Origin of the sequence: Limosilactobacillus caecicola (assembly GCF_943192935.1) — a bacterium.
GTDB classification, from domain to species: Bacteria; Bacillota; Bacilli; order Lactobacillales; family Lactobacillaceae; genus Limosilactobacillus; species Limosilactobacillus caecicola.
The window spans coordinates 373,956-397,621 of sequence record NZ_CALPCI010000001.1 but is presented as its reverse complement, the minus strand read 5'-3'; the positions used below and the strand labels follow the sequence as shown (position 1 = coordinate 397,621).

Annotated in this window: 21 protein-coding genes; 13 read left to right on the top strand and 8 right to left on the bottom strand. The window is 45.2% G+C overall.

The window, feature by feature from the left end; translation table 11 throughout:
* The first annotated feature begins 159 nt into the window (after positions 1-159).
* From licT to NFR43_RS01910, 8 genes are all read left to right on the top strand, one after another.
* Positions 160-1,005 (top strand): BglG family transcription antiterminator LicT, encoded by an 846-nt coding sequence (gene licT, locus NFR43_RS01945; protein ID WP_251545932.1) that lies wholly within the window; start codon positions 160-162, stop codon positions 1,003-1,005.
* Between the two features lie 86 nt (positions 1,006-1,091).
* On the top strand, positions 1,092-3,038 hold the full coding sequence (locus NFR43_RS01940) for a beta-glucoside-specific PTS transporter subunit IIABC (protein ID WP_251545930.1): 1,947 nt from the start codon (positions 1,092-1,094) through the stop codon (positions 3,036-3,038).
* A 15-nt stretch (positions 3,039-3,053) separates the two neighbouring features.
* Positions 3,054-4,493 carry a glycoside hydrolase family 1 protein gene (locus NFR43_RS01935; protein WP_251545929.1) on the top strand — a complete coding sequence of 480 codons (1,440 nt, stop codon included), beginning with the start codon at positions 3,054-3,056 and terminating at the stop codon, positions 4,491-4,493.
* A gap of 139 nt (positions 4,494-4,632) precedes the next feature.
* Positions 4,633-5,076 (top strand): hypothetical protein, encoded by a 444-nt coding sequence (locus tag NFR43_RS01930; RefSeq protein ID WP_251545927.1) that lies wholly within the window; start codon positions 4,633-4,635, stop codon positions 5,074-5,076.
* A gap of 234 nt (positions 5,077-5,310) precedes the next feature.
* Positions 5,311-6,018 (top strand): potassium channel family protein, encoded by a 708-nt coding sequence (locus tag NFR43_RS01925; protein WP_251545925.1) that lies wholly within the window; start codon positions 5,311-5,313, stop codon positions 6,016-6,018.
* A 93-nt stretch (positions 6,019-6,111) separates the two neighbouring features.
* A complete protein-coding gene (locus NFR43_RS01920) occupies positions 6,112-7,434 on the top strand; it encodes a C1 family peptidase (RefSeq protein ID WP_251545919.1) in 1,323 nt (440 codons plus the stop codon).
* A 410-nt stretch (positions 7,435-7,844) separates the two neighbouring features.
* Entirely contained in the window at positions 7,845-9,221 is a 1,377-nt protein-coding gene (gene brnQ / locus NFR43_RS01915) for a branched-chain amino acid transport system II carrier protein (RefSeq protein ID WP_251546207.1), read from the top strand.
* 669 nt (positions 9,222-9,890) lie between these two features.
* Positions 9,891-10,142 carry a response regulator gene (locus tag NFR43_RS01910; protein WP_251545918.1) on the top strand — a complete coding sequence of 84 codons (252 nt, stop codon included), beginning with the start codon at positions 9,891-9,893 and terminating at the stop codon, positions 10,140-10,142.
* Between the two features lie 103 nt (positions 10,143-10,245).
* Here NFR43_RS01910 and NFR43_RS01905 read toward each other — a convergent pair whose 3' ends face one another.
* The 4 genes from NFR43_RS01905 to NFR43_RS01890 form a co-directional block, all read right to left on the bottom strand.
* Positions 10,246-10,926: a hypothetical protein gene (locus tag NFR43_RS01905; RefSeq protein WP_251545917.1), complete on the bottom strand. Its 681-nt coding sequence runs from the start codon at positions 10,924-10,926 to the stop codon at positions 10,246-10,248.
* Between the two features lies 1 nt (position 10,927).
* A complete protein-coding gene (locus tag NFR43_RS01900) occupies positions 10,928-11,791 on the bottom strand; it encodes an ATP-binding cassette domain-containing protein (RefSeq protein ID WP_251545916.1) in 864 nt (287 codons plus the stop codon).
* Positions 11,772-12,155 (bottom strand): GntR family transcriptional regulator, encoded by a 384-nt coding sequence (locus tag NFR43_RS01895; RefSeq protein WP_251545915.1) that lies wholly within the window; start codon positions 12,153-12,155, stop codon positions 11,772-11,774. Before NFR43_RS01895 ends, NFR43_RS01900 begins: the two co-directional genes overlap by 20 nt.
* A gap of 136 nt (positions 12,156-12,291) precedes the next feature.
* Positions 12,292-13,710, bottom strand: a complete 1,419-nt coding sequence (locus NFR43_RS01890) for a C69 family dipeptidase (RefSeq protein WP_251545913.1) — start codon at positions 13,708-13,710, stop codon at positions 12,292-12,294.
* A gap of 132 nt (positions 13,711-13,842) precedes the next feature.
* Between NFR43_RS01890 and NFR43_RS01885 the strand changes: the two genes are divergently transcribed.
* Entirely contained in the window at positions 13,843-14,454 is a 612-nt protein-coding gene (locus tag NFR43_RS01885; protein WP_251545911.1) for a LysE/ArgO family amino acid transporter, read from the top strand.
* A gap of 60 nt (positions 14,455-14,514) precedes the next feature.
* On the opposite strand, the gene NFR43_RS01880 is transcribed toward NFR43_RS01885, so the two are convergent.
* The 4 genes from NFR43_RS01880 to NFR43_RS01865 form a co-directional block, all read right to left on the bottom strand.
* A complete protein-coding gene (locus NFR43_RS01880) occupies positions 14,515-15,276 on the bottom strand; it encodes a tyrosine-protein phosphatase (protein ID WP_251545909.1) in 762 nt (253 codons plus the stop codon).
* 98 nt (positions 15,277-15,374) lie between these two features.
* Positions 15,375-17,183, bottom strand: a complete 1,809-nt coding sequence (gene thrS / locus NFR43_RS01875) for a threonine--tRNA ligase (RefSeq protein ID WP_251545907.1) — start codon at positions 17,181-17,183, stop codon at positions 15,375-15,377.
* A 326-nt stretch (positions 17,184-17,509) separates the two neighbouring features.
* A complete protein-coding gene (locus tag NFR43_RS01870) occupies positions 17,510-18,196 on the bottom strand; it encodes a hypothetical protein (RefSeq protein ID WP_251545905.1) in 687 nt (228 codons plus the stop codon).
* Positions 18,197-18,340: 144 nt separating this feature from the next.
* Positions 18,341-19,927, bottom strand: a complete 1,587-nt coding sequence (locus NFR43_RS01865) for an Nramp family divalent metal transporter (RefSeq protein ID WP_251545903.1) — start codon at positions 19,925-19,927, stop codon at positions 18,341-18,343.
* A gap of 300 nt (positions 19,928-20,227) precedes the next feature.
* On the opposite strand from NFR43_RS01865, the gene NFR43_RS01860 reads away from it, so the two are divergent.
* From NFR43_RS01860 to NFR43_RS01845, 4 genes are all read left to right on the top strand, one after another.
* Positions 20,228-21,238 carry a zinc-dependent alcohol dehydrogenase family protein gene (locus NFR43_RS01860; RefSeq protein ID WP_251545901.1) on the top strand — a complete coding sequence of 337 codons (1,011 nt, stop codon included), beginning with the start codon at positions 20,228-20,230 and terminating at the stop codon, positions 21,236-21,238.
* A gap of 142 nt (positions 21,239-21,380) precedes the next feature.
* Entirely contained in the window at positions 21,381-21,899 is a 519-nt protein-coding gene (locus NFR43_RS01855; RefSeq protein ID WP_251545899.1) for a TetR/AcrR family transcriptional regulator, read from the top strand.
* A gap of 2 nt (positions 21,900-21,901) precedes the next feature.
* The gene (locus tag NFR43_RS01850) at positions 21,902-22,960 is read left to right on the top strand and encodes an ABC transporter permease (protein WP_251545897.1); all 1,059 of its coding nucleotides are present in this window, start codon (positions 21,902-21,904) and stop codon (positions 22,958-22,960) included.
* An 11-nt stretch (positions 22,961-22,971) separates the two neighbouring features.
* The gene (locus NFR43_RS01845) at positions 22,972-23,646 is read left to right on the top strand and encodes an ABC transporter ATP-binding protein (protein ID WP_251545895.1); all 675 of its coding nucleotides are present in this window, start codon (positions 22,972-22,974) and stop codon (positions 23,644-23,646) included.
* Positions 23,647-23,666: the final 20 nt, after the last annotated feature.

Genomic DNA, 23,666 nt, shown 5'->3' with positions numbered 1-23,666 from the left:
GTCAAATGTTATTACTTCGGGTAAGCATGAATGGCTATGTATTAAATAAAGATTGATTATCTAACGTAAGGTGTTATCCTAACGGAGCATGACTTACTAAAGGTCGACATTTGTAGTACCCTTAGTAGGTCATTTTTGATTTAAAGGAGGGCGGATGGTTTGCAGATTAAACGAGTCTTAAACAATAATGCTGTTATTTCTGAAAACCATGACGGCGTGGAAGTCCTCCTCATGGGTTCTGGGATTGCCTGGAATAAAAAACGTGGTCAGGACGTTGATATTAGTAAAGTTGAACAAACTTTCTTATTGAAGAATCCGGACACGCTAGATAAATTTAAAGAAGTCGTGATTGACGCGTCGATGGATGAAGTCATGATCGCAGAACGTGTTATCAATTACGCAAAGATTAAGCTTGGCCGTAAGCTAAACGAAATCATTTATGTGAATTTGACTGACCATCTTCGCGGCGCGATTGATCGTTACAAGCAAGGTATTAAGCTTAACAATCCGTTAAAATGGGACATTGCTCGTCTTTATCCTGATGAATACGATGTTGGGATGAAGGCTGTTGAACTCGTCAAAGAAAAATTGGGAATCACTTTTCTCGATGATGAAGCAGCGTTTATTGCCCTTAGCTTCCTTGATGTGGAAGCAAACGGTGGGACTGAGCAAAATAATGCGTATCAGATGACACAAATTGTGACGGAAGTAGAGAACATTGTGAAAGACTACTTCCGGACGGAGTTTGACGAGCAATCATTAAATTATTTTCGTTTCATTACTCATCTGAAATTTTTTGCTCAACGGATTTTGACCAATACGCATTATCCAGCGGATGATACGGATTTAGAGCTGATGGAAAGCCTGAGTAAGCGGTATCCAGAAGCATTAGCGTGTGCCAAACAGGTTCAGGATTTTATTCAAAACAAGTACCACTTTACGGTATCTAATCAAGAAGTGATGTATTTAACCGTTCATATTGCACGGTTAGTAAAAAATCTTTAATGTCGGGTGTTATCTTTTATAGAGCATGACCGAAATAATTTCCTTGAGGGATTATTTCGGTCTTTTTTATTAAAGGAGTTAGGAAAATGGCAAATCAAAAAGACATTGAACAATCGGTTCAACAAATTTATGATGCGGTTGGTAAGGATGACAATATTAACTCATTAACCCACTGTATTACGCGCCTTCGCTTCCAACTAAAAGATTGGGATAAGGTGAATGATGATGTGGTCAAAGACATCCCGGGAGTCCTCGGTGTTAACCGTCAAAACGGTCAATATCAAGTGATTATCGGTAACCAGGTTGCGGACTACTACGATGCAATTACTAAGCTGGGACACTTTGCTTCCAATGGGGAAGTTCCTGCTGATGACGATGAAGATGGAAAAAAGCGGGGACTATTTGACCGGTTTGCTGATTTTATTTCTTCGTGTATGGCGCCACTAATTCCCGCATTGGTTGCCGGCGGTTTGATGAAATTAATCCTGATCGTCTTGACGACGGTCGACTGGATGAGTGATAAGAGTCAAACATACGTCTTGCTGAGTGCAATTGGTGATGCGCCATTCTACTTCTTACCAATTGAACTAGCGTATACTTCAGCGCGGTATTTCAAAGTGAATGTCATGCTGGCAGTAAGTACTGCCGGGGTATTAATTTACCCAACTTTTACTGCCATGGTAAAAGCTGGTAATGCTGTACACATGATGGGATTACCAGTAACTTTGGCCACCTATTCTTCATCAGTCATCCCAATTTTGATGACCATCTGGGCGATGAAGTATATTGAACACTGGATTGACGTCATTACCCCAAACCAAATTAAGAGTATCGTCAAACCACTCGCTGAACTCTTCATTATGGGAGTGTTGGCTCTCGTTGTGATTGGCCCAATTGGCACTTACCTTGGGAAGCTATTATCCGCAATCATGTTGTTCTTGAATACCAAGGTTGGTTGGTTAGCGATGGCTTTAATGGCTGCTTTAATGCCACTGATCGTGATGACTGGGATGCACTGGGCCTTTGCCCCAATCTTCTTGGCAGCTTCCATTGCTAAACCAGATTCGTTAATTCTACCAGCCATGCTGATTTCCAACATTGCTGAAGGAACTGCTGCCTTAGTAGTCGCATTAAAGACTAAAAATGTTAAGTTACGTGGGGTCGCTTCTGCAGCAAGTATTTCTGCATTGGTTGCCGGGATTACTGAACCAGCCATGTATGGGGTCACTTTGAAATATAAGCGGCCACTATATACGGCAATGATTTCCAGTGGGGTAATTGGTTTATTTGCCGGTTTCTTCCACATTCGGGCGTTTGCATATGCCAATCCATCGTTTATTTCATTGCCACAATTTATTGCTAAAGTGGCACCGCATAACTTTATGTACGCCCTGATTTGTGCGGTCGGCTCGTTTATCCTAACGTTCATTTTGACGTTTATGTTTGGATACAATGATAAAATGTTTGGTGTTACGGCTGATGGTGAAACAGCACCTGTTCAGGCGAGTGATGCCGAAAACAGTAATGATGATGTAAAAGTAACACCGAATGAAAACAGCAACATTGAAGCTGGTGTAAAAACTACGAAGAAGGTCTATGCACCAATGGCCGGTCAACTGATTCCTTTGGACCAAGTAAAGGATAACGTATTTGCATCTAAGATGATGGGTGATGGTGCGGCAATTCAACCAACGGATGGTAAGATTTACGCACCATTTGATGCTAAAGTAGTGACAGTGTTCCCAACGAAACACGCCATCGGTCTCAAGAGTGAGAATGGAATTGAATTGATGATTCATATTGGTCTAAATACTGTGGAACTAAAGGGAAAGCCATTTACCCAACATGTTGCCGTTGGCGATGAGGTTAAGAAGGGGCAATTGTTAATGGATGTTGATCTTGACGCCATTAAGGATGCAGGCTATGACACAACTACACCGGTAATTGTTACCAACAGTAAGGACTTCGTTGAGATTGAAGCTGCTGATCAACAACAAGTGACGACGGATGATGTAATTTTATATGTAATTTAAAGTGAGGGATAAAAAATGAGTGAATTTCCAAAAGATTTTATGTGGGGTGGCGCAACCGCTGCTAATCAAATTGAAGGGGCTTATGTTGTTGATGGTAAGGGACTCTCGATTGACGATGCGCTACCTGGTGGGCCAGATCGCTTTAAGATTGTGAATGAACCTGACTTTAACTGGCAGATTGAACCGGATCGTTATAAGTATCCAAACCATGACGGAATTGATTTTTATCACCATTACAAAGAGGATATTAAATTATTCGCGGAGATGGGCTTTAAATGCTACCGGTTCTCCATTGCCTGGACTCGGATTTTTCCTAATGGAGATGAAACGGAACCGAATGAAAAAGGGTTAGAATTTTATGACCGGGTCATCGATGAATGTTTAAAGTATCATATTGAACCGGTCGTCACTCTTTTCCACTATGAAATGCCGATTAACTTGGTTACGAAGTACGGTAGTTGGAAAAACCGCCAGTTGATTACCTTTGCTGAACGTTATGTCAAAGCAGTAATTGATCGTTATAGTGATCGGGTTAAGTATTGGATTACCTTTAATGAAATTAATTCCGCCTTACACTTCTCAGTAATGGGACAAGGACTTGTAAAATCAAACGGGGCGGATGATAAAAAGAATATCTATCAGTCATGGCATAACCAGTTCGTTACCAGCGCCTGGGCAGTGAAGTATGCTCATGAGAAGCGGGCGGATTCTAAAGTTGGCTGTATGATCTTATATGCCACGATGTATGCCTACGATGCCGACCCGAAGAATCAATTAGCCCGGCTTAAGGAAAACCAAGAATTTAACCAGTACTGTGCGGATGTCCAAGCACGGGGTGAATATCCAGACTATGCTGAATCTCTCTATCGGAAATATGGCTTTACGTTCGCTGATTTGGAAACTAAACCAGAAGATTTTGAACTACTTAAAGAAGGCACGGTTGATTACATTAGCTTTAGTTACTATATGTCCACTGCAATTAACGTCACCGATAAGGATCTGCCAACCGCGAATGGTAATTTGGTTGGCGGAGTTAAAAACCCATTTTTGCAAGCAAGTGAATGGGGCTGGCAAATTGACCCAACTGGTCTTCGGATTGCGCTGAACGAACTATACTACCGCTATCAAAAGCCGGTCTTTGTAGTTGAAAATGGCCTTGGTGCTGTAGACCAACCTGATGAAAATCACTTTGTTCAGGATGATTATCGGATTAAGTATTTGAAACAACATATCGAAGCGATCGCTGGGGCCCTTGCGGATGGTGTTGATGTGATGGGTTACACGCCGTGGGGATGCATTGATTTAGTGAGTGCATCGACTGGTCAAATGTCAAAACGGTATGGCTTTATCTACGTGGATAAAGATGATGACGGAAACGGTTCATTAAAGCGGTACAAGAAAGCATCGTTTGACTGGTATAAGAATGTGATCGCCACTAATGGTAAAGAACTATAGTAATTAACGCCTGCAGGATGGAGGTTCTGCAGGCGTTTCTATGATTCTATCGTAGATATAGACTTTCGTTTCGGCAAATAATATAATGATTTTTACATGTCTATCGTATCTATCGTAGTATTAATTGGGAGGATTAACGATGAAAAAAGTAGGTTTAATCTGTTTCACGGCTCTAGTTAGTTTATCATTAGCAGGTTGCGGTAATAGTTCAAAGCAAAAAGAAAATAGTAGTCTAAGGGCTGAAAACTCAAGTTTGAAAGCCAAAAGTTCTCAGAACAGTAGTACAAAAACAATCTCTAATAAGCAAAGTGACAATAATAGTCAAACGAATACGGAAGCATCTTCAAGCTCAACTAGCCAACTAACTACTGATGAAGTTGCCAATCGTTTTACTCAAGTTCATCGAGTGGAATCGGGGAGTACGGTTTATGCAACTGCCACTTCAACACCTGGCGTTTATCATATTTATGTAAAGGGACCAAATCAAGATCCAAACGTTGATAGTATCGCCGACCATTACATGTTTAACGTCAATTCGAATACGGTCACACATGCCGTAACCCGAGAACAAGGGCTGGAATAAGTGGTAACGTAACCGAACGACATCTGGTTTAGCAAATTTAGTTTAACATGCTGCATATTTTCTGCGAGCGATTAATGCTGGCCTAGATAGTTAAGAGAATAAAGAAATCAATTTTAGCGTGCCCTCAAGCACCAGCTGAAAATTGAATGAAGATAATCACTCCACATCATTCGCCAGTCGCCATTCATGATATGCTATATTAGTTATAGCAACACTACAGAAGGGCAAGTAGCGATGAAAAAGAAATATTTTTATGAATTCACGATGGCGATTCTCGCAATCATTTCCATCGTGCTGATTGTGTTAAGTTATCTAGGCAACATTGATTTGTCACGACCGCCGTATAGCTTTGTTGATAACGGCATTTTAATTATCCTAGCAATTGATTATTTTGTGCGCTTGATCATCGCCAAGGATAAGAAGAAGTTTTTTATCAATAATATTTTTGATTTGCTGGCTATCATCCCGGTCAATAACCTCTTTTACTTCTTCCGGTTCGCGCGGGTCGGACGGGCTTTCCAATTGGTCAGGTTACTCCGGGTCCTTCGCCTGGTCGGGTTAACCGGCCGATTGAAGGAGTTTTTACACGTTAATGGGCTCCTGTATTACCTGTACCTGAGCTTAGCAGTGATCTTAGTTACTTCAGCGCTTTTCTGCATTGCTGAAAAGATCCCATTTATGACCGCTTTTTGGTGGTCCATTAGTACCTCGACCACGGTCGGTTATGGTGACATTTCGCCGCATACCGCTCTAGGGAAATTTGCCGCCATTATTGATATGTCAATCGGGATTGGTTTAATTGGAATGCTCACCAGTAGTATCACAAATGTGTTTTCGCGAAGTAATCATGATGACTTGCATGCGGAACTTGCCAAGGTTAAGAAACAAAATAAAGAGATCCTGGCGCAGCTTAATAAAATCGAAAAACAATTGAATAAGTAATCATCTGTCGAGGCTAGTCGTTGTACTAGCCTTTTTATTTTACGTTGGCGCAGTTGTATAATTGAAATTAAGTCATTAAAGGAGATCTGAGTAATGAGTACAGAAAATACTGTGACAAGTTCGATGATTAAGCAGTTCCACGATAACTATGTTTCACGTGGAACATCAAAAGTCATCGAACGCGCCATTCGCAAAAATGGAATTAAAGCAACGAGTGAAGACCCGGAAATTAGCCAACGTCTTCACCGGGTGTTCTCCCACGAAATTAAGACGGGCAAAGTCAGCAATCAAAAGCATAGTGGCCGGTGCTGGTCATTTGCAACGCTCAATACCCTGCGTCACAAATTTGCCTTAAAAAACAAGATCAAGGACTTTGAATTATCGCAAAACTACTTGTTCTTCTGGGATCGGATCGAACGGGCCAATAAATTTTTCGATAATATCCTGGCTACGGCTGACCGTGACCTCCACGACCGGATCGTGGACTTCTATATCCAATCGGCTGAAATGGACGGTGGTCAATGGGCCAACGCGGCTTCAATCATTGAAAAGTACGGGGTCATCCCGCACTATGTCATGCCGGACACTTACAACACCCAAGACACGACCGACATTGCCGAAGTGCTGACCTACATGATGAAGAAGGATGCCTTGCAACTCCGGCAATTAGTGCATGAACAAGCGGGTGACGAAGAAATTCAAGAGACCCGGCAACGGATGATGAATGACGTTTACCGGGCTTGTGCCTACGCCTTTGGTGAACCACCGGCTCATTTTGACCTTGAATACCGGGATGATGACCATAATTATCACCGGGTGGCTAATTTGACACCACTGGATTTCTACCACCAATACTTCGCTACCGACTTGCACGATTACGTGGTTGTAACCAACGCCCCTGACCACGAATATAGCAAACTCTACTCTCTGCCATCCCAAGATAACGTCAATGGTGGGATCCCAATCCAATTTGCCAATGTGTCCTTTAAGAAACTCCAGGATGTCGTCCTCAAACAACTGGACGCTAACGAAACAATCTGGGTTGGCAACGATATCTTGCAACAAATGGACCGCAAGCGGGGCTTGATGGACGCTCAGTTATTCCACCGCGAAGAATTACTTGGCATTGATTTCACCATGAGCAAGAAGGACCGGCTGGAAACCCACCAGGCGGAAGTTTCTCATGCCATGACACTGACCGGCTACAACATGGTGGATGGTCAACCAGACCGTTGGAAGATTGAAAATAGCTGGGGTGATAAAAATGGTGACCAAGGCTACTTTGTAATGAGCCAAGACTGGTTTGAACAGTACACTTATGAAGCTGTGATCAACAAACAGTACTTGACGGACGAGATTAAGGAAATTGCGGCGCAAACTCCAGTGGAATTACCAGCGTGGGACTCTCTCCAATAGTTAGATTAAAAATAAATTAAAAAAATCTCATAAAACTCTTGACGACCTTTCTAAATTGCTTTATAGTGTTAGCAACATCAAGAAACGGTACAAGAAACACGATGAAGCGGAGATTAGTTTAGCCGCCATTAGCAAGCGACCCTATGTGAGTGTGAGTTAGGGAAATGGTTGTTAGACGAAAGTAGCCGCTGAGTGACTAGGGCGACAGCGATGAAGTTCTAGGCGGGAGCGCCCGTTACAGCGCCAACGTATCTGTCGATTTGACATGTACGGGGTGAGGGGTCACTAGTGATGGTGGCCTGAATAAAGGTGGTAACACGCGTCAGCGTCCTTTTAAGCAAATGCTTAAAGGGGCGCTTTTTTTGTACCGTGATGGTAATGCTAATTTGAGAAAGGGAATGATGATTATGATGGAGACTGAGAAACTAACGTTGAAGAAAACGATTATTATTGCGTCACTAATTTTTGGAATGTTATTTGGTGCCGGGAACTTAATTTTCCCCGTTCACTTGGGCCAAATGGCGGGTGGTCACTGGCTGACAGCGAGTAGTGGCTTCTTAATTTCTGGGGTGCTGATCCCGTTAATGGCTCTGTTGGCCATTAGTATTACCCGATCCAACGGGATCTATGACCTGGCCCGGCCCAATGGTCACTGGTACGCCTTGATTTTCTTAATCTTGGTTCACGCCACTTTAGGGCCATTGTTCGCAACTCCCCGGACCGCCACTGTTCCATACGCGATCGGGATTGCCCCACACTTATCCGCTAGTAATAATCCGCTGGGGCTGTTAATCTATTCGGCCTGTTTCTTCGGTGCCGTTTACTTCTTCTCGACCCGCCAAGGTAAGATTACGACGTTAATTGGAAAATTGCTGAACCCACTGTTCCTCTTGCTATTGTTTATTATTTTCTTCCTGGCATTCCTTCAACCAATGGGGAAGGCTACGACAACGTCCATTACTAGTACCTACTTACACAATGCGTTTACCAACGGTTTCTTGCAGGGTTACAACACGATGGATGCACTAGCTTCATTAGCCTTTGGGATTACCGTTATCACGGCCATCAAAGGACTAGGAATTAAGAAGCAACGCGCCATTTCTTGGGCAACCGCGAAGGGCAGTATCTTCGGCCTGGCCGGGATCGCCATTATCTACCTCGCCTTAACCTGGTTGGGTGCCACTAGTCTGCATGACTACCATTTAGCTGCTAATGGTGGAACGACACTGGCCCAAATTGCTCACCGTTACATGGGAACTGTCGGTGACGCTTTGTTGGCAACGTTAGCGACGATTACCTGTATGACGAGTGCGATGGGACTGGTTGTTGCCTTTTCTCAAGATTTCCATCACCGTTTCCCAAAGATTTCTTACAAGGCCTTCTTGCGGTTTAACTGTGGTCTGTCGTTCTTTATTGCTAACTTGGGGTTGAACCAAATCATTGCTTGGTCCACGCCATTCTTAATGTTCTTGTACCCATTGGCTATTACCTTAATCATCTTAGGGATTACCTCACCACTGTTTAATCGTGATCCGCTGGTTTACCGGATCACCACAGGCTTCACGCTGATTCCAGCAATCTTTGATATGCTGAATGCGTTTCCTGAACCAATTCAGAGTTTGGCCATCACCAAAACGTTGTTGGCCTTTGCACAACACTACTTCCCATTTTTCAGTCTTGGGTTTGGTTGGCTTAGCTTCGGGATTGCTGGCATGATCATTGGACTCGGTTGCCACTTCCTGATGCAACGGCGGGCTACCGCAGGGACCGCTGCCGAACGAGACTAATCAAGGCATAATGATTAAAAAATTCCGTTTAATGATGGATATGGCCGAACGATGAATCATGAATCAAGCCACTTTTGATAAAATAATCCTGGAGCAATTATTATATTGTGATAGTTATTTTGGGGATTAACTATTAAATCATTCAATTGCTATTGGGAGAAATACTATCCTGTAATTTCGTTCATGACGGAATTCATAAGTCACCCAGTAATGAGTGGCTTTTCTTTTTGGCAATTTTGGATAATTGAAAATCAGAATTAGGCTCCCGTAGTGGGGGCCTTTATATTTGCAGAGGGGATTAAAAATGAAGAAATTAAAATGGGTACTCGTCATTATTGCGGTGCTATGTATCTTTGTCGGGGCATATTTTGCGGGGCGGATGTTTAGAAATAATCAGGTTGCCACGAACCATTCGCAACAAACGACGCAAAGTAGCTCTAGTAGCACCAGTTCAACTGCGGAATCATCTTCCAGTACGGACTGCGCTTTTGAGTCATCTCCGCAATATCCAAGACTTGGATACCAAGAGTTTGGTCTATAGCAAAGTCATGGACGGCCTCAGTAATTGCTGGGGCTGTTTTTCATTAAACGGTCAAACGGATTAAAGCTCAGTTAAATACGCTAATTAACGTTCATCCCTTTCATTCGGTAACGACAATCCAAAAAGCCATGCCGGAACCGAGTGTTAATAATGTTTACATTTTGAAGTTAGAAATTGATGATGATTCTCAGGCGGGTTTAAAGTTTAGTCAAGAAATTCGTAAATTCGATCTTAAGGCGTCGATTATTTTTCTGACGGTCCACGATGAGTTCCTGTCCACAACCTATAAATATCAGGTGGAGGCCCTCGACTTTATCGTTAAGCGGAACGATTCGATTGAACCGGTAGACGCGGGAATTGATGGGGAAAATGAAAAATGACCAAATGATTAATTGGTAACGAAAAGCGGTCCAGGGTGATTCAACACTCTGGACCGCATTTTTTCAATCATTTGATCTTGTTAACAAGACAAAAATAGCATTATTAATCCCGCCGCAACTGTTGGCGCATGGTAAAGAGGTAGCTAAGGCCGATCATGATTGCTAGCCACAGGAGGCCACATAGAACCCAAGACCCCGACCAATCAACGAGGCTGGAGAGCGCCTGCAAGGTAGCAGCACTGGGGTGCCAGAAATTGATTAGGAGCCGAACAATTTGTACTAGGACGATTAGGATCACGGTCGGAGTGGCGATGCCGACGATGATTTTCCACTTGCGTGATAGAAGGGCAAAGCCACTTCCCACTGCGTAGGCTAAACTGACCACGTCGATCAGGATCAGGAAAGTTCCAAAATAAGGTGTTATTGTCTGGTAATGCCAGCCGCCGGCCGCTAACCAGAGCAGGAAGTTAAAGATGGTGGTGGTGATAATCCCCAGAATCTGACTCAGCCAAATTTGGTGCCGGGTTTGACCATTCTGCATTCCAAGCTTGAATTCTCGGTAAGGAACCCATAGGTAGTAAAAGCCAAACCAGATGTAGGCGAGGGGGATGAAAGTATTCAGGAAGTCATCACCGAAGCCGGAAAAACTTTCTCGTAAACTCGCCCCGGTCAGTAGGCCAAAGACACTACTAATGATGAATAATGCCAGGACAGTTAAAAAGACGATTGCTAAACGTGCGAAGTAGGTTAACATTGATTTTCGATAAACCATTGGTAGTCGCATGTTAATTCTCCTTTCCGTTGGTCAGGACCATGAAGGCCCTTTGGAGGTCGATATGTTCGATTTTCACTTGGTCAGGAATGATCCGTTGCTCATCAAGTGGTTGAACCACGTAGACCGTCTTGATATTACTGATGGTTTGCTGGTCAAGGATCGTTAGCCCTGCGCAGTATTGGTCCACCAAGGCGGCCGGTCCACTAATTGCCCAGGCGTTGGCGAGAAGCTCATCAACCGCTTCATCCTTAATCAGGTGTTGGTGGTGAAGGATAAAGACATGATCGATTAATGGTTGCACCTCACTAATTAAGTGGGTGGATAAAATAAAGGTCCGAGGACGGTCTTCATAGGTTTTGAGGAGTTCACGGTAGAATAGCTCCCGGTGATTTGCGTCCAGACCGAGGGTTGGTTCATCCAGGAAGACAAAGTCGACATCGACGCACAAGGCCGTAATCAATTTGGCAATCGTCGTCAACCCAGTCGAAAGGTTATTGAGCTGGGCACGTTCATCTACTTCAAATTCGCTGGTGAGGCGGTGCGCTAATGCCAAGTCAAAATCACGGTAACCGGTAGCGGCCATTTTAAACATGTCGCTGACCCGGGTCCGCTTGGGATACATGTTGGCTTCACTCATCAAGTACATTCGCTGCAGTGCTGTTGGGGTGTTATTAATTGAGTCACCAGCAAGGGTAATTTCACCATCAGTCTGGAAGTTACGGTTATTAATGATGTTGAGGAGGGTACTTTTTCCCGCACCATTGCGGCCAAGCAAACCGTAGATATGCTGGGGTTCCAATTGGAAGCTCAGATTTTCTAAAATGGTGTGCCGTCCAAACCGTTTGGTGAGCTGGTTAATCTTCAGTGTGGTCATGTTGGTACCCCCTTTGAATCAGTGTTAATAAATGGTCTTCAGTAATGCCTAATTTGGTGGCCTCTTGAATCAGGCTTTCAATGTAGTTTCGATAAAAGCCCTCTTTGCGCTTTTCCATAATTTTCTCCTTTGCCTGCGGCGTGACGAACATTCCTAAGCCGCGGCGCTTTTCTAATAATTGCTGGTCCACGAGAATATTCATTCCTTTGAGGACGGTGGCAGGATTGATGTGTAACTCTTGTGATAGCTGGGTGGTTGAAGGGACTTGCTCGCCTTCGGCAAACAATCCGGTAAAAATCATTTCTTCTAACTGGTCCGCGAGTTGCTGATAAATGGGCGCCGACTGGTCAAATTCAAAGTGCATTCCTGAAACCTCCTTTCACGTTAGTTAGTTAATTACTTGTGTAACTAACTATATAACCACCCGAGAAATTTTGCAATAGAAAAATAAAAAAAGGTCTTGCAAACGCGTTGCAAAGCCTTTTGAAGTGGTAATCAAATTATAGGTTTGGATCCAACTTGAACGTTAACTTCGAAAGGGTGGTTCCCTTACTGAGTAACTTGAAAATTAGTTGTCGAGTTTGTTCGTTACAGTATTGGGCGATTTCGTGATTTTGTTCCGTCAGGAACTTGGTCAGATCGTCACCGGTCTTTTGAGCCGCAGTGACGTCGACGTTATGGAGCTTGCGGCGGGTCCAAGCCTGCATGTCTTTCAGGAAGGCCTGGTCGTCTTCGTAAAAGTCTTCCAGGTGGGCTTCCACAATTTCTGCCAATGCTTCATCCAACCAGAAGGTGTGGTCAAAGTCCATCGTCTTTGGTAAATCACGGTAGGAAACGTCCGTATCAGTAGCGTTCCCAAAGAATGGCACGTAGGCCGAGAAGGTTGGAATGCCAAAGTTAATCCATTGGACAGCTTGGGTACCAGTATCGTGAGGGCGGACCTGCAAAATATGGGATTGGGCCGTCCGGCTCAAAGCGATTGACCGGTAACGACGCTTGTCATCAGGGGTACCGTCACCGAGCGGGTCATACTTGGTTTCGTTGAAGTGGGAACCGAGGAGGTATTCGATATCTTCTACGGAAATTTTACGTTCTGCCTTGCGGATAAACGGCATTTCCATGTCTTCAGGTTGTTGGTCAGCGGCCGCTTGGGGACTGAGGTAACGTTGGGCAAACCAAACCCGTGGCGTGTTGTAATGCCGGTCTTTCCGGGTCCGGGTCCCAAAAATGTGCCGGAAGTTCCATTGGTCGTGGTCAGGATTCAGGTCATGTTCAGTGACGAATTGCCGAATTCCCTCGGACCACATGTAGTTATCGGGATCTTGGAAATCAATTTGTTCAATCATAATTTGGTTCGGTGCGATTGCATAGCAATCATCTGGGATCCGCACGGCAACCCATTGGTGACCCGTGGCGATTTCCATGTACCACACTTCATTTTGGTCAATAAATTGGACCCCGTTACCTTCGGCTGAGCCGTAAGTGGCGACTAACTTGCCAAGGTATTCTACCCCTTCCCGGGCCGAATGAATGTAGGGCAGGACCAGGGTCGTCATCGAATCTTCGGCCAAACCGTTTTTGATGTAGGGATCGTAGGCTAACACGCGGGCGTTGGCGTAGACACTTTCGGTTGCACTTTCCCCAACGTTGGCTTCATTAAAGCCGTCTTCTTCGTTAGGCCCCATCGATTGGTCGACGTGGGGCGTGGACGTATAGCGCATCCCATTTTCGGGCAGGGGGACGGTTAATTGATTATATGGTGAGACATAGGTTTCATGACGGCCAGTCACAGCAGGCCGGACTAGGAATTGCTTTGGTTCGATTGGGACAACCCGGTCTTCATTCCGGGAAATAAAGGTTGAACCATCAATTGAGGCCTGTTTTCCGACCATAATTGACGTACATGCTGAATTACGCATAAAATCACTCTCCTTGTTATCCATTATAAGGGTTTTACTATGGTAAAGACACGTTACTCACGCAAAAATGTCCTAAAGTCAGCAATTGCTACATAATTATATTAGAATAGAAGGGGAAAGCGGGGTGACGTCATGGCATATCTACAGGGCTTACTAATTGGACTGGCCTTTGTGGCGCCAATTGGCATGCAAAATATTTACGTTTTTAATAATGGCCTTTCTTACAAACTCTCGCGGGCCTTGTTATATACCCTTTTCGTCTGGTTCTTTGACGCTCTTTTTTGCTTAGCGGCCTTTTATGGTATTGGCGCCATCATTAGCCATAACCAAATCGTGAAAGTGGTCGTCATGATCCTTGGTGGGGGATTAACGATGTACATTGGTTATAACATCATTCGGTCGGCTAACCAGCGCGCAATTACCAGCGCTGATAATCACATCAGTGTAAAACAGGCGATTATGACGGCAATCGTGGTTAGTTGGGCTAATCCACAAGCATTGATTGACGGGACAATGATGCTAGGTGCTAGCCGGGGAACCCTCACGGTGGCCGAAAGTATCTTCTTCATTATTGGGGTTGTGACCTCGTCCTTTATTTGGGATCTGGGAATGACCAGTGCCTTTAATTTGTTGCGTCACCGCATGCCGGCCAAGTTACTAGTCGGGATTAATTTAGTGAGTGGGCTAATCGTGTTTGGTTACGGGATTTTCTTGCTCGTGAATGGAATTCATCAAGCAATTTAAAAATGTTTCATGTGAAACAAAAAGGGTCACGGGTGCAAAACCGCACTCGTGACCCTTTTTCTAATTGGTCAAATATTTTGCTTTGAATTCGGCAATGGTCCGGTCAGTGAACCCTAATTGCTGTTTGGCAAATTCTTCTGTCGAACCCCAACTATCTTGAATGGTGTCGAGAAAGGCCCGCATCACTGGTCCGTCACCCTTGGTTAAATTCATCTTGGCGACCATGGCACCAACTTCGGTATCGCTCGGTAATTGCCGTCCGCTGGCGAAATCGTAAAGTTCGTTGGTAAGGAGGTAGTCACGAATAATAGTGTCATCATCAACCCCAATGAGGCTCAAAATGAGGGCAGACATCATTCCGGTTCTGTCCTTTCCGGCACTACAGTGGTAAACCAGGGCTTGATCTTCCGGTAAGACGAGTAATTCGGCGAGCACTCGTTGGAACATTCGCTCACTATGCTCATTTAAAATCACGTGTTGATAGACTAAGCCCAGGTAATTATTTTCCTGCAATGGCTGCGGTGTCCGCACTTGCCGGTCAACGTCATCCTCGTCAGGGTAGACGTGGCAATCAATGACCTTGGTAGTGGCAGGCACGACGTCAGGGGCCATTCCTTGCTCATAGTCGGAACGTAGGTCACAATCAACGGTGATGTGCAAGTTCTCGAGCCTTTGCAGGTCCTTCCTTGAGAGGTTACTGAGCGAATCAGCCCGGTAAATATGCTGCCATTTGACAGTTTTACCTTCCTGGGTCCGGTAGCCACCAAGGTCCCGGAAATTCATGGCACCATCGAGCTGAACTAAACGTGCGTGCTGATTCATGAGTTTACCTCCATTGAATGTTGTTCCTCTTTATTTTACGCCAAAAAAGCGGCTCCGCAGAGAACTTCTGCAGAGCCGCTTAAAATTTCAGCGAATGATTAGTCTTTGTTCCGGGAGTAGGAAGCAATGTCAGCGAGCAATTCATCCATAAAGTCTTGCTTGCTCATGCTGTTTTGTTCCTTTTCACCATACTTCCGAACGGAAACGGAGCCGTTAGCCATTTCATCGTCACCAACAACCAGGGTGTATGGAACCTTTTGGGTTTGGGCTTCACGAATCTTGTAACCCATCTTTTCGTTCCGGTGGTCGACGTTGACCCGGATCTTAGCAGCCCGTAATTCCGCACCAAGTTGGTCGGCGTATTCGCCGTGCTTGTCATCGGAAACTGGGATGATGTGAACTTGTTCAGGAGCCAACCAGGTTGGGAAGGCACCCTTGTAAATTTCGGTCAGGTAAGCAACGAACCGTTCCATGGTCCCAACAACCCCACGGTGGATCATCACTGGCATGTGTTCTTGACCATCCTTACCAGTGTACTTCAGGCCAAACCGTTCTGGCAGCATGAAGTCTAATTGGATGGTGGACATAGTTTCGTCGTTACCGAGGGCCGTCTTGGTTTGGATATCCAGCTTTGGACCGTAGAAGGCAGCTTCACCTTCGGCTTCGTAGTAGTCAAGGTTCAAGTCATCCATGGCAGCCTTCAGCATTGATTGCGAACGTTCCCACATTTCGTCATTAGCGTAGTACTTCTTGACGTTCTTTGGATCACGGAGAGAAAGCCGGAAGCTGTAGTCGGTGATGTCAAAGTCCTTGTAAACGCTCATGATTAACTTCAGGATCTTGGCAAATTCAGAACGAATTTGGTCTAAGGCCACGAAGGTGTGACCGTCGTTCAAAGTCATTTCACGAACCCGTTGCAAACCAGAGAGGGCACCAGACTTTTCGTAACGGTGCATCATCCCAAGTTCGGCAATCCGCAATGGTAAGTCACGGTATGAACGTAAGTGGTGCTTGTAGATTTGAATGTGGCTTGGGCAGTTCATTGGCCGTAATTCCAACATTTCGCCGTCACCCATGTCCATTGGTGGGAACATGTCATCACGGTAGTGTTCCCAGTGGCCAGAAGTCTTGTAGGCGTCTAGGTTCATCAATACTGGGGTGTAGACGTGTTCGTAACCGTCGGCAACTTCCCGGTCGATGATGTAACGTTCAATTGTCCGCCGAATTGCGGCACCCTTTGGCATCCAGTATGGTAAGCCGGCACCAACCTTTGGATCAACGAAGAAGAGGTCCAATTGGTTCCCAATGACCCGGTGGTCACGTTCCTTGGCTTCTTGACGCTTCTTCAGGTCGTCTGCTAAGTCGTCCTTCTTGTAGAAGGCGGTTCCGTAAATCCGTTGCAACATTGGGTTGGAGGACATGCCCTTCCAGTATGCACCGGCAACGGAGAGGAGCTTGAAGTTCTTGACAACATTACCGTAAACCAGGATTGGGGCACTAGCCACCGCGTAGGTGTCACCAAGCTTGTACATGGCAACTTTGCCATCCTTGGCATTGTCTTGGATTAATTCAGTGGAGAACTTGTCATCCTTAACGTCGGCTAAGGCTTCGTCGACATCCCGTTCAACGAATTCAACTTTTGCGTCATCCTTGGCTAACTTCTTGATATCAGCTTCGAGGCCTTCCAATTCATCGGCGGAGACTTGTTGGTCATCTTTGTCTGAATCAACCCAGAATTGGTCTTCTTCAGCGACAGCATCGCCTAAGCGAATGCCATCGTACTTGTTTCCCAAAGCTGCCTTGAGCATTAAGGCAACCATTTGTCGAAGGGCCGCAGCACTTTCTGCTGAGTCCTTATCAATTTTGTTTACTTCACCATTTGGTGACATTACTGCAACTTGCGCCATAATTAATCTCTCCTTTATCTAAATAAAAAAACGTCCCTAGTACCGCTTCACGATACTAGGGACGTCGGTTTAACAAAATCAGCGTGGTTCCACCCATGTTCAGAGTTATCAAAAACTCTCTCTTAGGTGTTGTAACGGACACGACCCGCTCCTCCTTATTTCGGAGGGAAGTGTTTAAAGGTGGTACCGCCATTACCGTCACTAATGATTCTTCCACTAATGAATCACTCGCTGGGTAGGAAAGCAATGGGGCTTGTCCTTTAGTTAATGCTGATTATATTCGTGGGGAATTTCCCTGTCAAGACCCAAATGAAAAAATTCTAATTTTATTGTTGATTGCCACCTGTGGAACCAGTACTGCCGCTACCGGTATTCTCAGATTGGGTACCCGTACCACTGTTGCCTTGGCTTTGCGTGGTGGATTGACTTTGGCCACCGTTATTTTGCTGAGTAGTATTATTTTGTGATTGGTCACCTTGGTTGCTGCGACTAGTATTGCCGTCAGTAGTCGTTGTGGTGGTTGAGTTGTTAGTGCCTGAACTTGGCGATTGAATTTCATAAGTTGCCTGGTTGTCATCATCAGTATCATAACTAGAACTGGATGATGAATGACGCTTATGGTGCTTTTTGTGCGATGAACTGCTGGAGGAACTTGATGAAACGGTCGTATCGGTATCCGTATTAATAGGGTTCTGTTGCCGGATCGCAAAGATAATGATCATGATGACCAAAATTCCCAGCAGGATGGCGAGAATTATTTTGTAAACTCGCCCATTGCGCTTTTTGCTGCGCGGCTTTTTCGGGCGGGAACCCTTTTTGGCTGTATTCATACTGGAGCGACTCATTGAGTTGCTTCCCTGAATGGGTTGGGCAGTCGGGTTCACGGCAGACCGTGATTTTGACTTGCGACCAAATAGGGACCGTTTTGGTTTCTTGCGACTTTGCGGGGTATCGTATAATTCAACCCGACTCAGGTGTTTTTGCTCGTCGCGATTACGATTATTATTATCCAATGCTTTCACCTCAATTGATTTCGGCAAGGATGATTACCGAAAATGCTTTTTGATATTATAACATTATCAGCGAAGACAAGCGAAAAAGGACTTGAAACATTACTAAAAATAAAACGCTGTGCTGACGCACAACGTTTTATTTGATTAATTAGCTTCTTCTTCAGCAGCTGACTGATCCCAAGCATGACCCTTGTGTTGTTTGGCCAAGCGGTGGTCACCAATCACCATCTCAACACTGGTCCAAACCAGCAGGACCAGGATAACAATGATGGAGATCCATGCCAACACATCTGAGGTGCCTTTATTCCAAATACCAAAGCCTTCAAATGTTTGGGGAAGGTTGTATAAGTTCAGGAATGTCAGTGCTAGCACCGCAATCCAACCTAAAATCCGGGTAACGACATGGTTACGGAATTGCCCCATTTCTGACTTACTGTTGGTCATCAGTAGTAATGGCAACATGGAGAATGGGAGGGCGAAGGCCAGGAAGACTTGTGAGTTTTCCATCAAAAGGTTCAACGCCACGTGTTGTTGAGTTTCGGTATCCCGAGCGGTGAAGGCCACACAGAGGAGTACGGGAACTACGGAAAGTAACCGGGTAATTAACCGCCGTGCCCAGAGTGGCATCTTCATGTGGACAAACCCTTCCATGATGACTTGACCAGTCAGGGTCCCAGTAATGGTTGAATTTTGACCAGAGGCCAACAGGGCCACCGCAAATAGGGTGGAAAGAACCCCGGACTTGGCAACGCTGATCAAAATCGGATTACTCAGCATCGAAGTGTTATTCAGCGCTTCGTAAAGGCCGAAGAAAGAACTGTCCTGAACAGCACCGCTCTTGAAGACAGCGACCCCCATGATTAAGAGGAGGGCGTTGACGATGAATGCCAAACTCAATTGGATATTAGAATCCCACATTGTAAAACGGACGGTTTGTTTAATGTCATCGTAATTGGAATGATCCAACTTCCGGGTTTGCGAAATTGCCGAGTGGAGATAGAGGTTGTGCGGCATGACCGTCGCCCCGATGATCCCCAGTGAACCAGTTAATGGGGAAATCCCCCCAACAATTGGGCCCTTGGCAATGGCCTTTTCAGAAGGAATCAGGCCCATGAAGACACTGCCCCAGGCTGGCTTGGACAATGCCACTTCGTATGCGAAGACAAAGAGGATGACCAAGATTAGGCACGCTACGATTGCTTCGATTTTTCGGAAGCCGATTTTGGTTAAGAGCAAGAGAACCAGGACGTCCAGGACGGTGATGAAGACCGCCGGAATTAATGGAATATGGAATAATAGATTCAAGGCAATTGCCGCACCAATAACTTCCGCAATATCGGTTGCCATAATGGCAAGTTCGGTCATGATCCAAAGAATAATTCCTAAGGCCTTCCCTGTACGAGCACGAATGGCCTGTGCGAGGTCCATTTGACTTACGATACCAAGTTTAGCCGCCATGTTTTGCAGTAACATCGCAATCAAACTTGAAATCAGGATGGTCGTCATCAAGGTATATTGGAAGCTTTGCCCCCCGGTAATCGAAGTTGACCAGTTACCAGGATCCATATAACCAACGGCTACGAGAGCACCAGGTCCGGAGTAAGCGAAGAGTGTTCGCCAGAATCCTTTACCATGAGGAACCTCAACTGTGCCGTTGATTTCCTCTAGAGATTTACCGTTCGCATATTCAATCAGTTTATGTTTACGGTGTTGATTTTTTGTGTTTGCCACGCCAAATCCTCCCTTTCTTTCGTATGCTAATAAGGTATGTCCGGAGTGAAAAATTAATCCATTTGAACACCTTTGTTAGGTTAGCATAAAAATTTAAGTAACGCAATGGAAAATGCCCAATTTTCGGCAATACAGGCGACTTTTTGGGTGGGGAAAATTCTTCACTTATGCAAAATTTCACATTTAAAAAGAAACTTGCCAAATTAATTTAAAATTTACTGACAATCGTTTGACAATTGAAGCGCTTTTTCATATACTAACGGGGTAAATTAAACTATTCACAAGAGAGGTATTCTACTCATGAAGGCATTAGTTTTAGAAGGTCTTAAAGACCTTAAAGTTGAAGATTACGAAGTTCCCGAAATCAAGCCTGACGAAGTCTTGATCCACACGGCTTACGCCGGTATCTGTGGTACTGACAAGGCGTTGTACGCTGGTTTACCAGGTTCTGCAGAAGCTGTTCCACCAATCGTTTTGGGACACGAAAACTCTGGTGTCGTTACCAAAGTTGGTTCTGCTGTGACAAACGTTAAACCAGGTGACCGGGTAACTGTTGACCCAAACATCTACTGTGGCCAATGTGAATACTGCCGGACTCAACGTCCTGAACTGTGTGAAAACTTGGACGCCGTTGGTGTTACTCGTGATGGTGGTTTTGAAGAATACTTCACTGCTCCAGCAAGGGTTGTTTACCCAATTCCTGATGATGTTTCATTAAAGGCTGCTGCCGTTGTAGAACCAATCTCATGTGCAATGCACGGGGTTGATTTGCTTGAAACTCACCCATACCAAACTGCTTTGGTCTTAGGTGACGGTTTCGAAGGTCAACTCTTTGCCCAAATTTTAAAGGCTCGTGGTGTTCACGAAGTTACCTTAGCCGGTCGTTCTGACGAAAAGCTTGAAAACAACCGTAAGCACTTTGGTGTGAAGACGATTAACACCACTAAGGAAGACATTCCAGCTGATCATTACGACATCGTAGTGGAAGCCGTTGGTTTGCCTGCAACTCAAGAACAAGCTCTTGACGCTGCTGCCAAGGGTGCCCAAGTTTTGATGTTCGGTGTTGGTAACCCTGACGACAAGTTCTCCGTGAACACTTACGACGTCTTCAAGAAGCAATTGACGATCCAAGGTGCCTTCATTAACCCTTACACGTTCGAAGATTCAATTGCTCTGTTAGCATCTGGTACTGTTGACCCACTGCCACTCTTCTCCCACGAATTAGACTTAAATGGTGTGGAAGACTTCGTCAGTGGTAAGTTAGGCAAGGTTTCTAAGGCGATCGTTAAGGTCGGCGGTGAAGAAGCCTAACCTTCAGTAATGCCCATTAGTAAAATTAATCGGTCATCTGTGATGGCCGATTTTTTTTTGCCGGTGATTGAGACGGTGTCACTTTGCTGGTATGCTGTTAGGAAAAATCTGGTGACGTGGTGTCACCAAGGAGGCGGAGAGTTTGCCATCAAGCACTTTTGAAAATTTACCACCAACGAAAAAAGCGAATATGAAGCGAGCGCTTTTGACGGAGTTTAGCGCCCATAGTTTAGCAACGGCCCAAGTCGCACGGATTGTTAAATCTGCTGGCGTGGCGCGCGGGACCTTTTATAAGTATTTTCCGGATCTGGTCGATGCCTACCAGTGGCTCCTCAAAACGGTGATGGTCGACCTAAATATTCATTCGACCGAATTTATGCATGGGCAAACCGCGGATTATCTGGAAGCCATTCGTCAATTAATGGTCCGGATCCACCAGAGTGATTACCGGCCATTTATTAAGATGTTTTATGGAGCAAATGAGGGACTCCTCGCCATGCAGAGTAGCGCTCATTATCCTGTCCCAGGGATTACCGGCACTCAGTGGGCGGTGATGGTCCTTTGTCATCAGGCGATTAAGGAGTGTCTCCTCAGTCCTGACCAGCAGGATGTCGTTCTGGACCGGTTACAGGAAGCATTAAATAACATCATTGGAGGTTAAGCATGTTTTTAGCGATTCGAGAAATTAAGCATAATAAGCTGCATTATGGCTTAATTATTGGAATGGTAGCCCTCATTGGTTACCTGATGTTCATGTTAGTGGGGCTGATGTTGGGGTTAGCCAATGAAAATACTGCGGCGATCAAGAGTTGGGATACCCAGACCGTCTATTTAAATAAGGATGCCAACGAAAACCTGAGCCAGTCATTGATTTCTAAACAACAGGCTGGAAAAATGAATTCCCATGAAGCCCTTGTCGGGACCGTTCCGGTCGTTTTACGGAAGACCTCTGGTCACGAAGCGAAGCAATCAATCCAGTTTATGGGTCTGTCAAAATCTCAATATATTTACCGTAATAAATTAAAGATTACCGAGGGACGGAAGCCAACCAAGGCCCACGAAATTGTTCTGGATGAATCATTGAAGGATAAGGGTTACAAAGTCGGCAGTCACGTCAAGTTGAACTCCCAGTCAACCACTTACCGGGTAGTTGGGTTTGTTAAAGACGCCCAATTGAACATTGCTTCGTTAGCCATTGGTTCTTTAAGTACGTGGCAAGAGCTCAAGGGCACCAGCAACCAGTTCGTGGCGAGTGGAATTTTGTCTGATCGTTCCCTTTCGGCAAGCCATCATCGGCAGTTAGCGCGTTACTCGGTCAACCAATTTATTCAAAAATTACCGGGCTACTCGGCTCAAAACGTGACCTTTGAATTCATGATTGGCTTCTTAATGGTGATTTCACTGATCGTGATCGCGGTTTTCCTCTATATTTTAACGATGCAAAAGTTGCCTGAATACGCCGTCCTGCGGGCGCAGGGGATCCCGGTCAAGACCTTGGTCTGGGGAACCCTTGCTGAAGCCATTATTTTGATGGTTGCGGGGGTCGTCATCGGCCTAGTGCTCACGTTTGGCACGTCCTTGGCTATCCCAGCTGCGGTGCCGATGCTGATTAAATGGCCATTAACGCTGCTGATCGGCTGCAGTTTGGTAATTTTGGGGACAATTGGGGCTTTACTTCCAGTACGGATTATCACCAAAATTGATCCAGTTGACGCAATCTAGGAGGGATATCCATGGCAACTATTGAATTAAAAGATGTCAACCGCTCCTTTGGGAAAGGAGTCGGGCAAGTTCAAGCACTGACGGCAATTAATTTTCAAGCAGAACCAGGCGAATTAACCCTGATTTTGGGGCCGTCCGGTTCCGGAAAGAGTACGTTTTTAACCATTGCGGGCGGCCTCCGGCGGCCAAGCTCAGGACAGGTCTTCATTGATGGACAGGACATTAGCAACCTCAGTTCTCGGGAACTCGACCAGCTGCGGTTAAACAAAATTGGTTTTGTGTTGCAGTCATACAACTTGCTGCCGTACCTCACGGTGGCTGAACAATTTCAGCTTGTTGACCGTGTCCGACCAAAGGGAAACTTGTCACCGCAAGAATTGGACCAACTACTCCAGGAATTGGATATTGACCAGTTAAAAAATCAGTACCCGGATCAATTATCTGGTGGTCAAAACCAGCGAGTCGCGGTGGCTCGGGCCCTCTACACAAACCCAGCGATTTTGCTTGCTGATGAACCAACTGCGGCCCTGGACAGCGTCCGTGGCGCTGCCGTCGGTCGAGAATTTAAAATGTTAGCGAAGAAAAAACATAAAACCGTCCTCGTGGTCACTCACGATTTGCGATTGAAGGAATATGCCGATCGCATTTTTGAAATTAATGATGGTAAAATTAAACAAACCAAGTAAGTAGGAACAGTAGGAGGGTA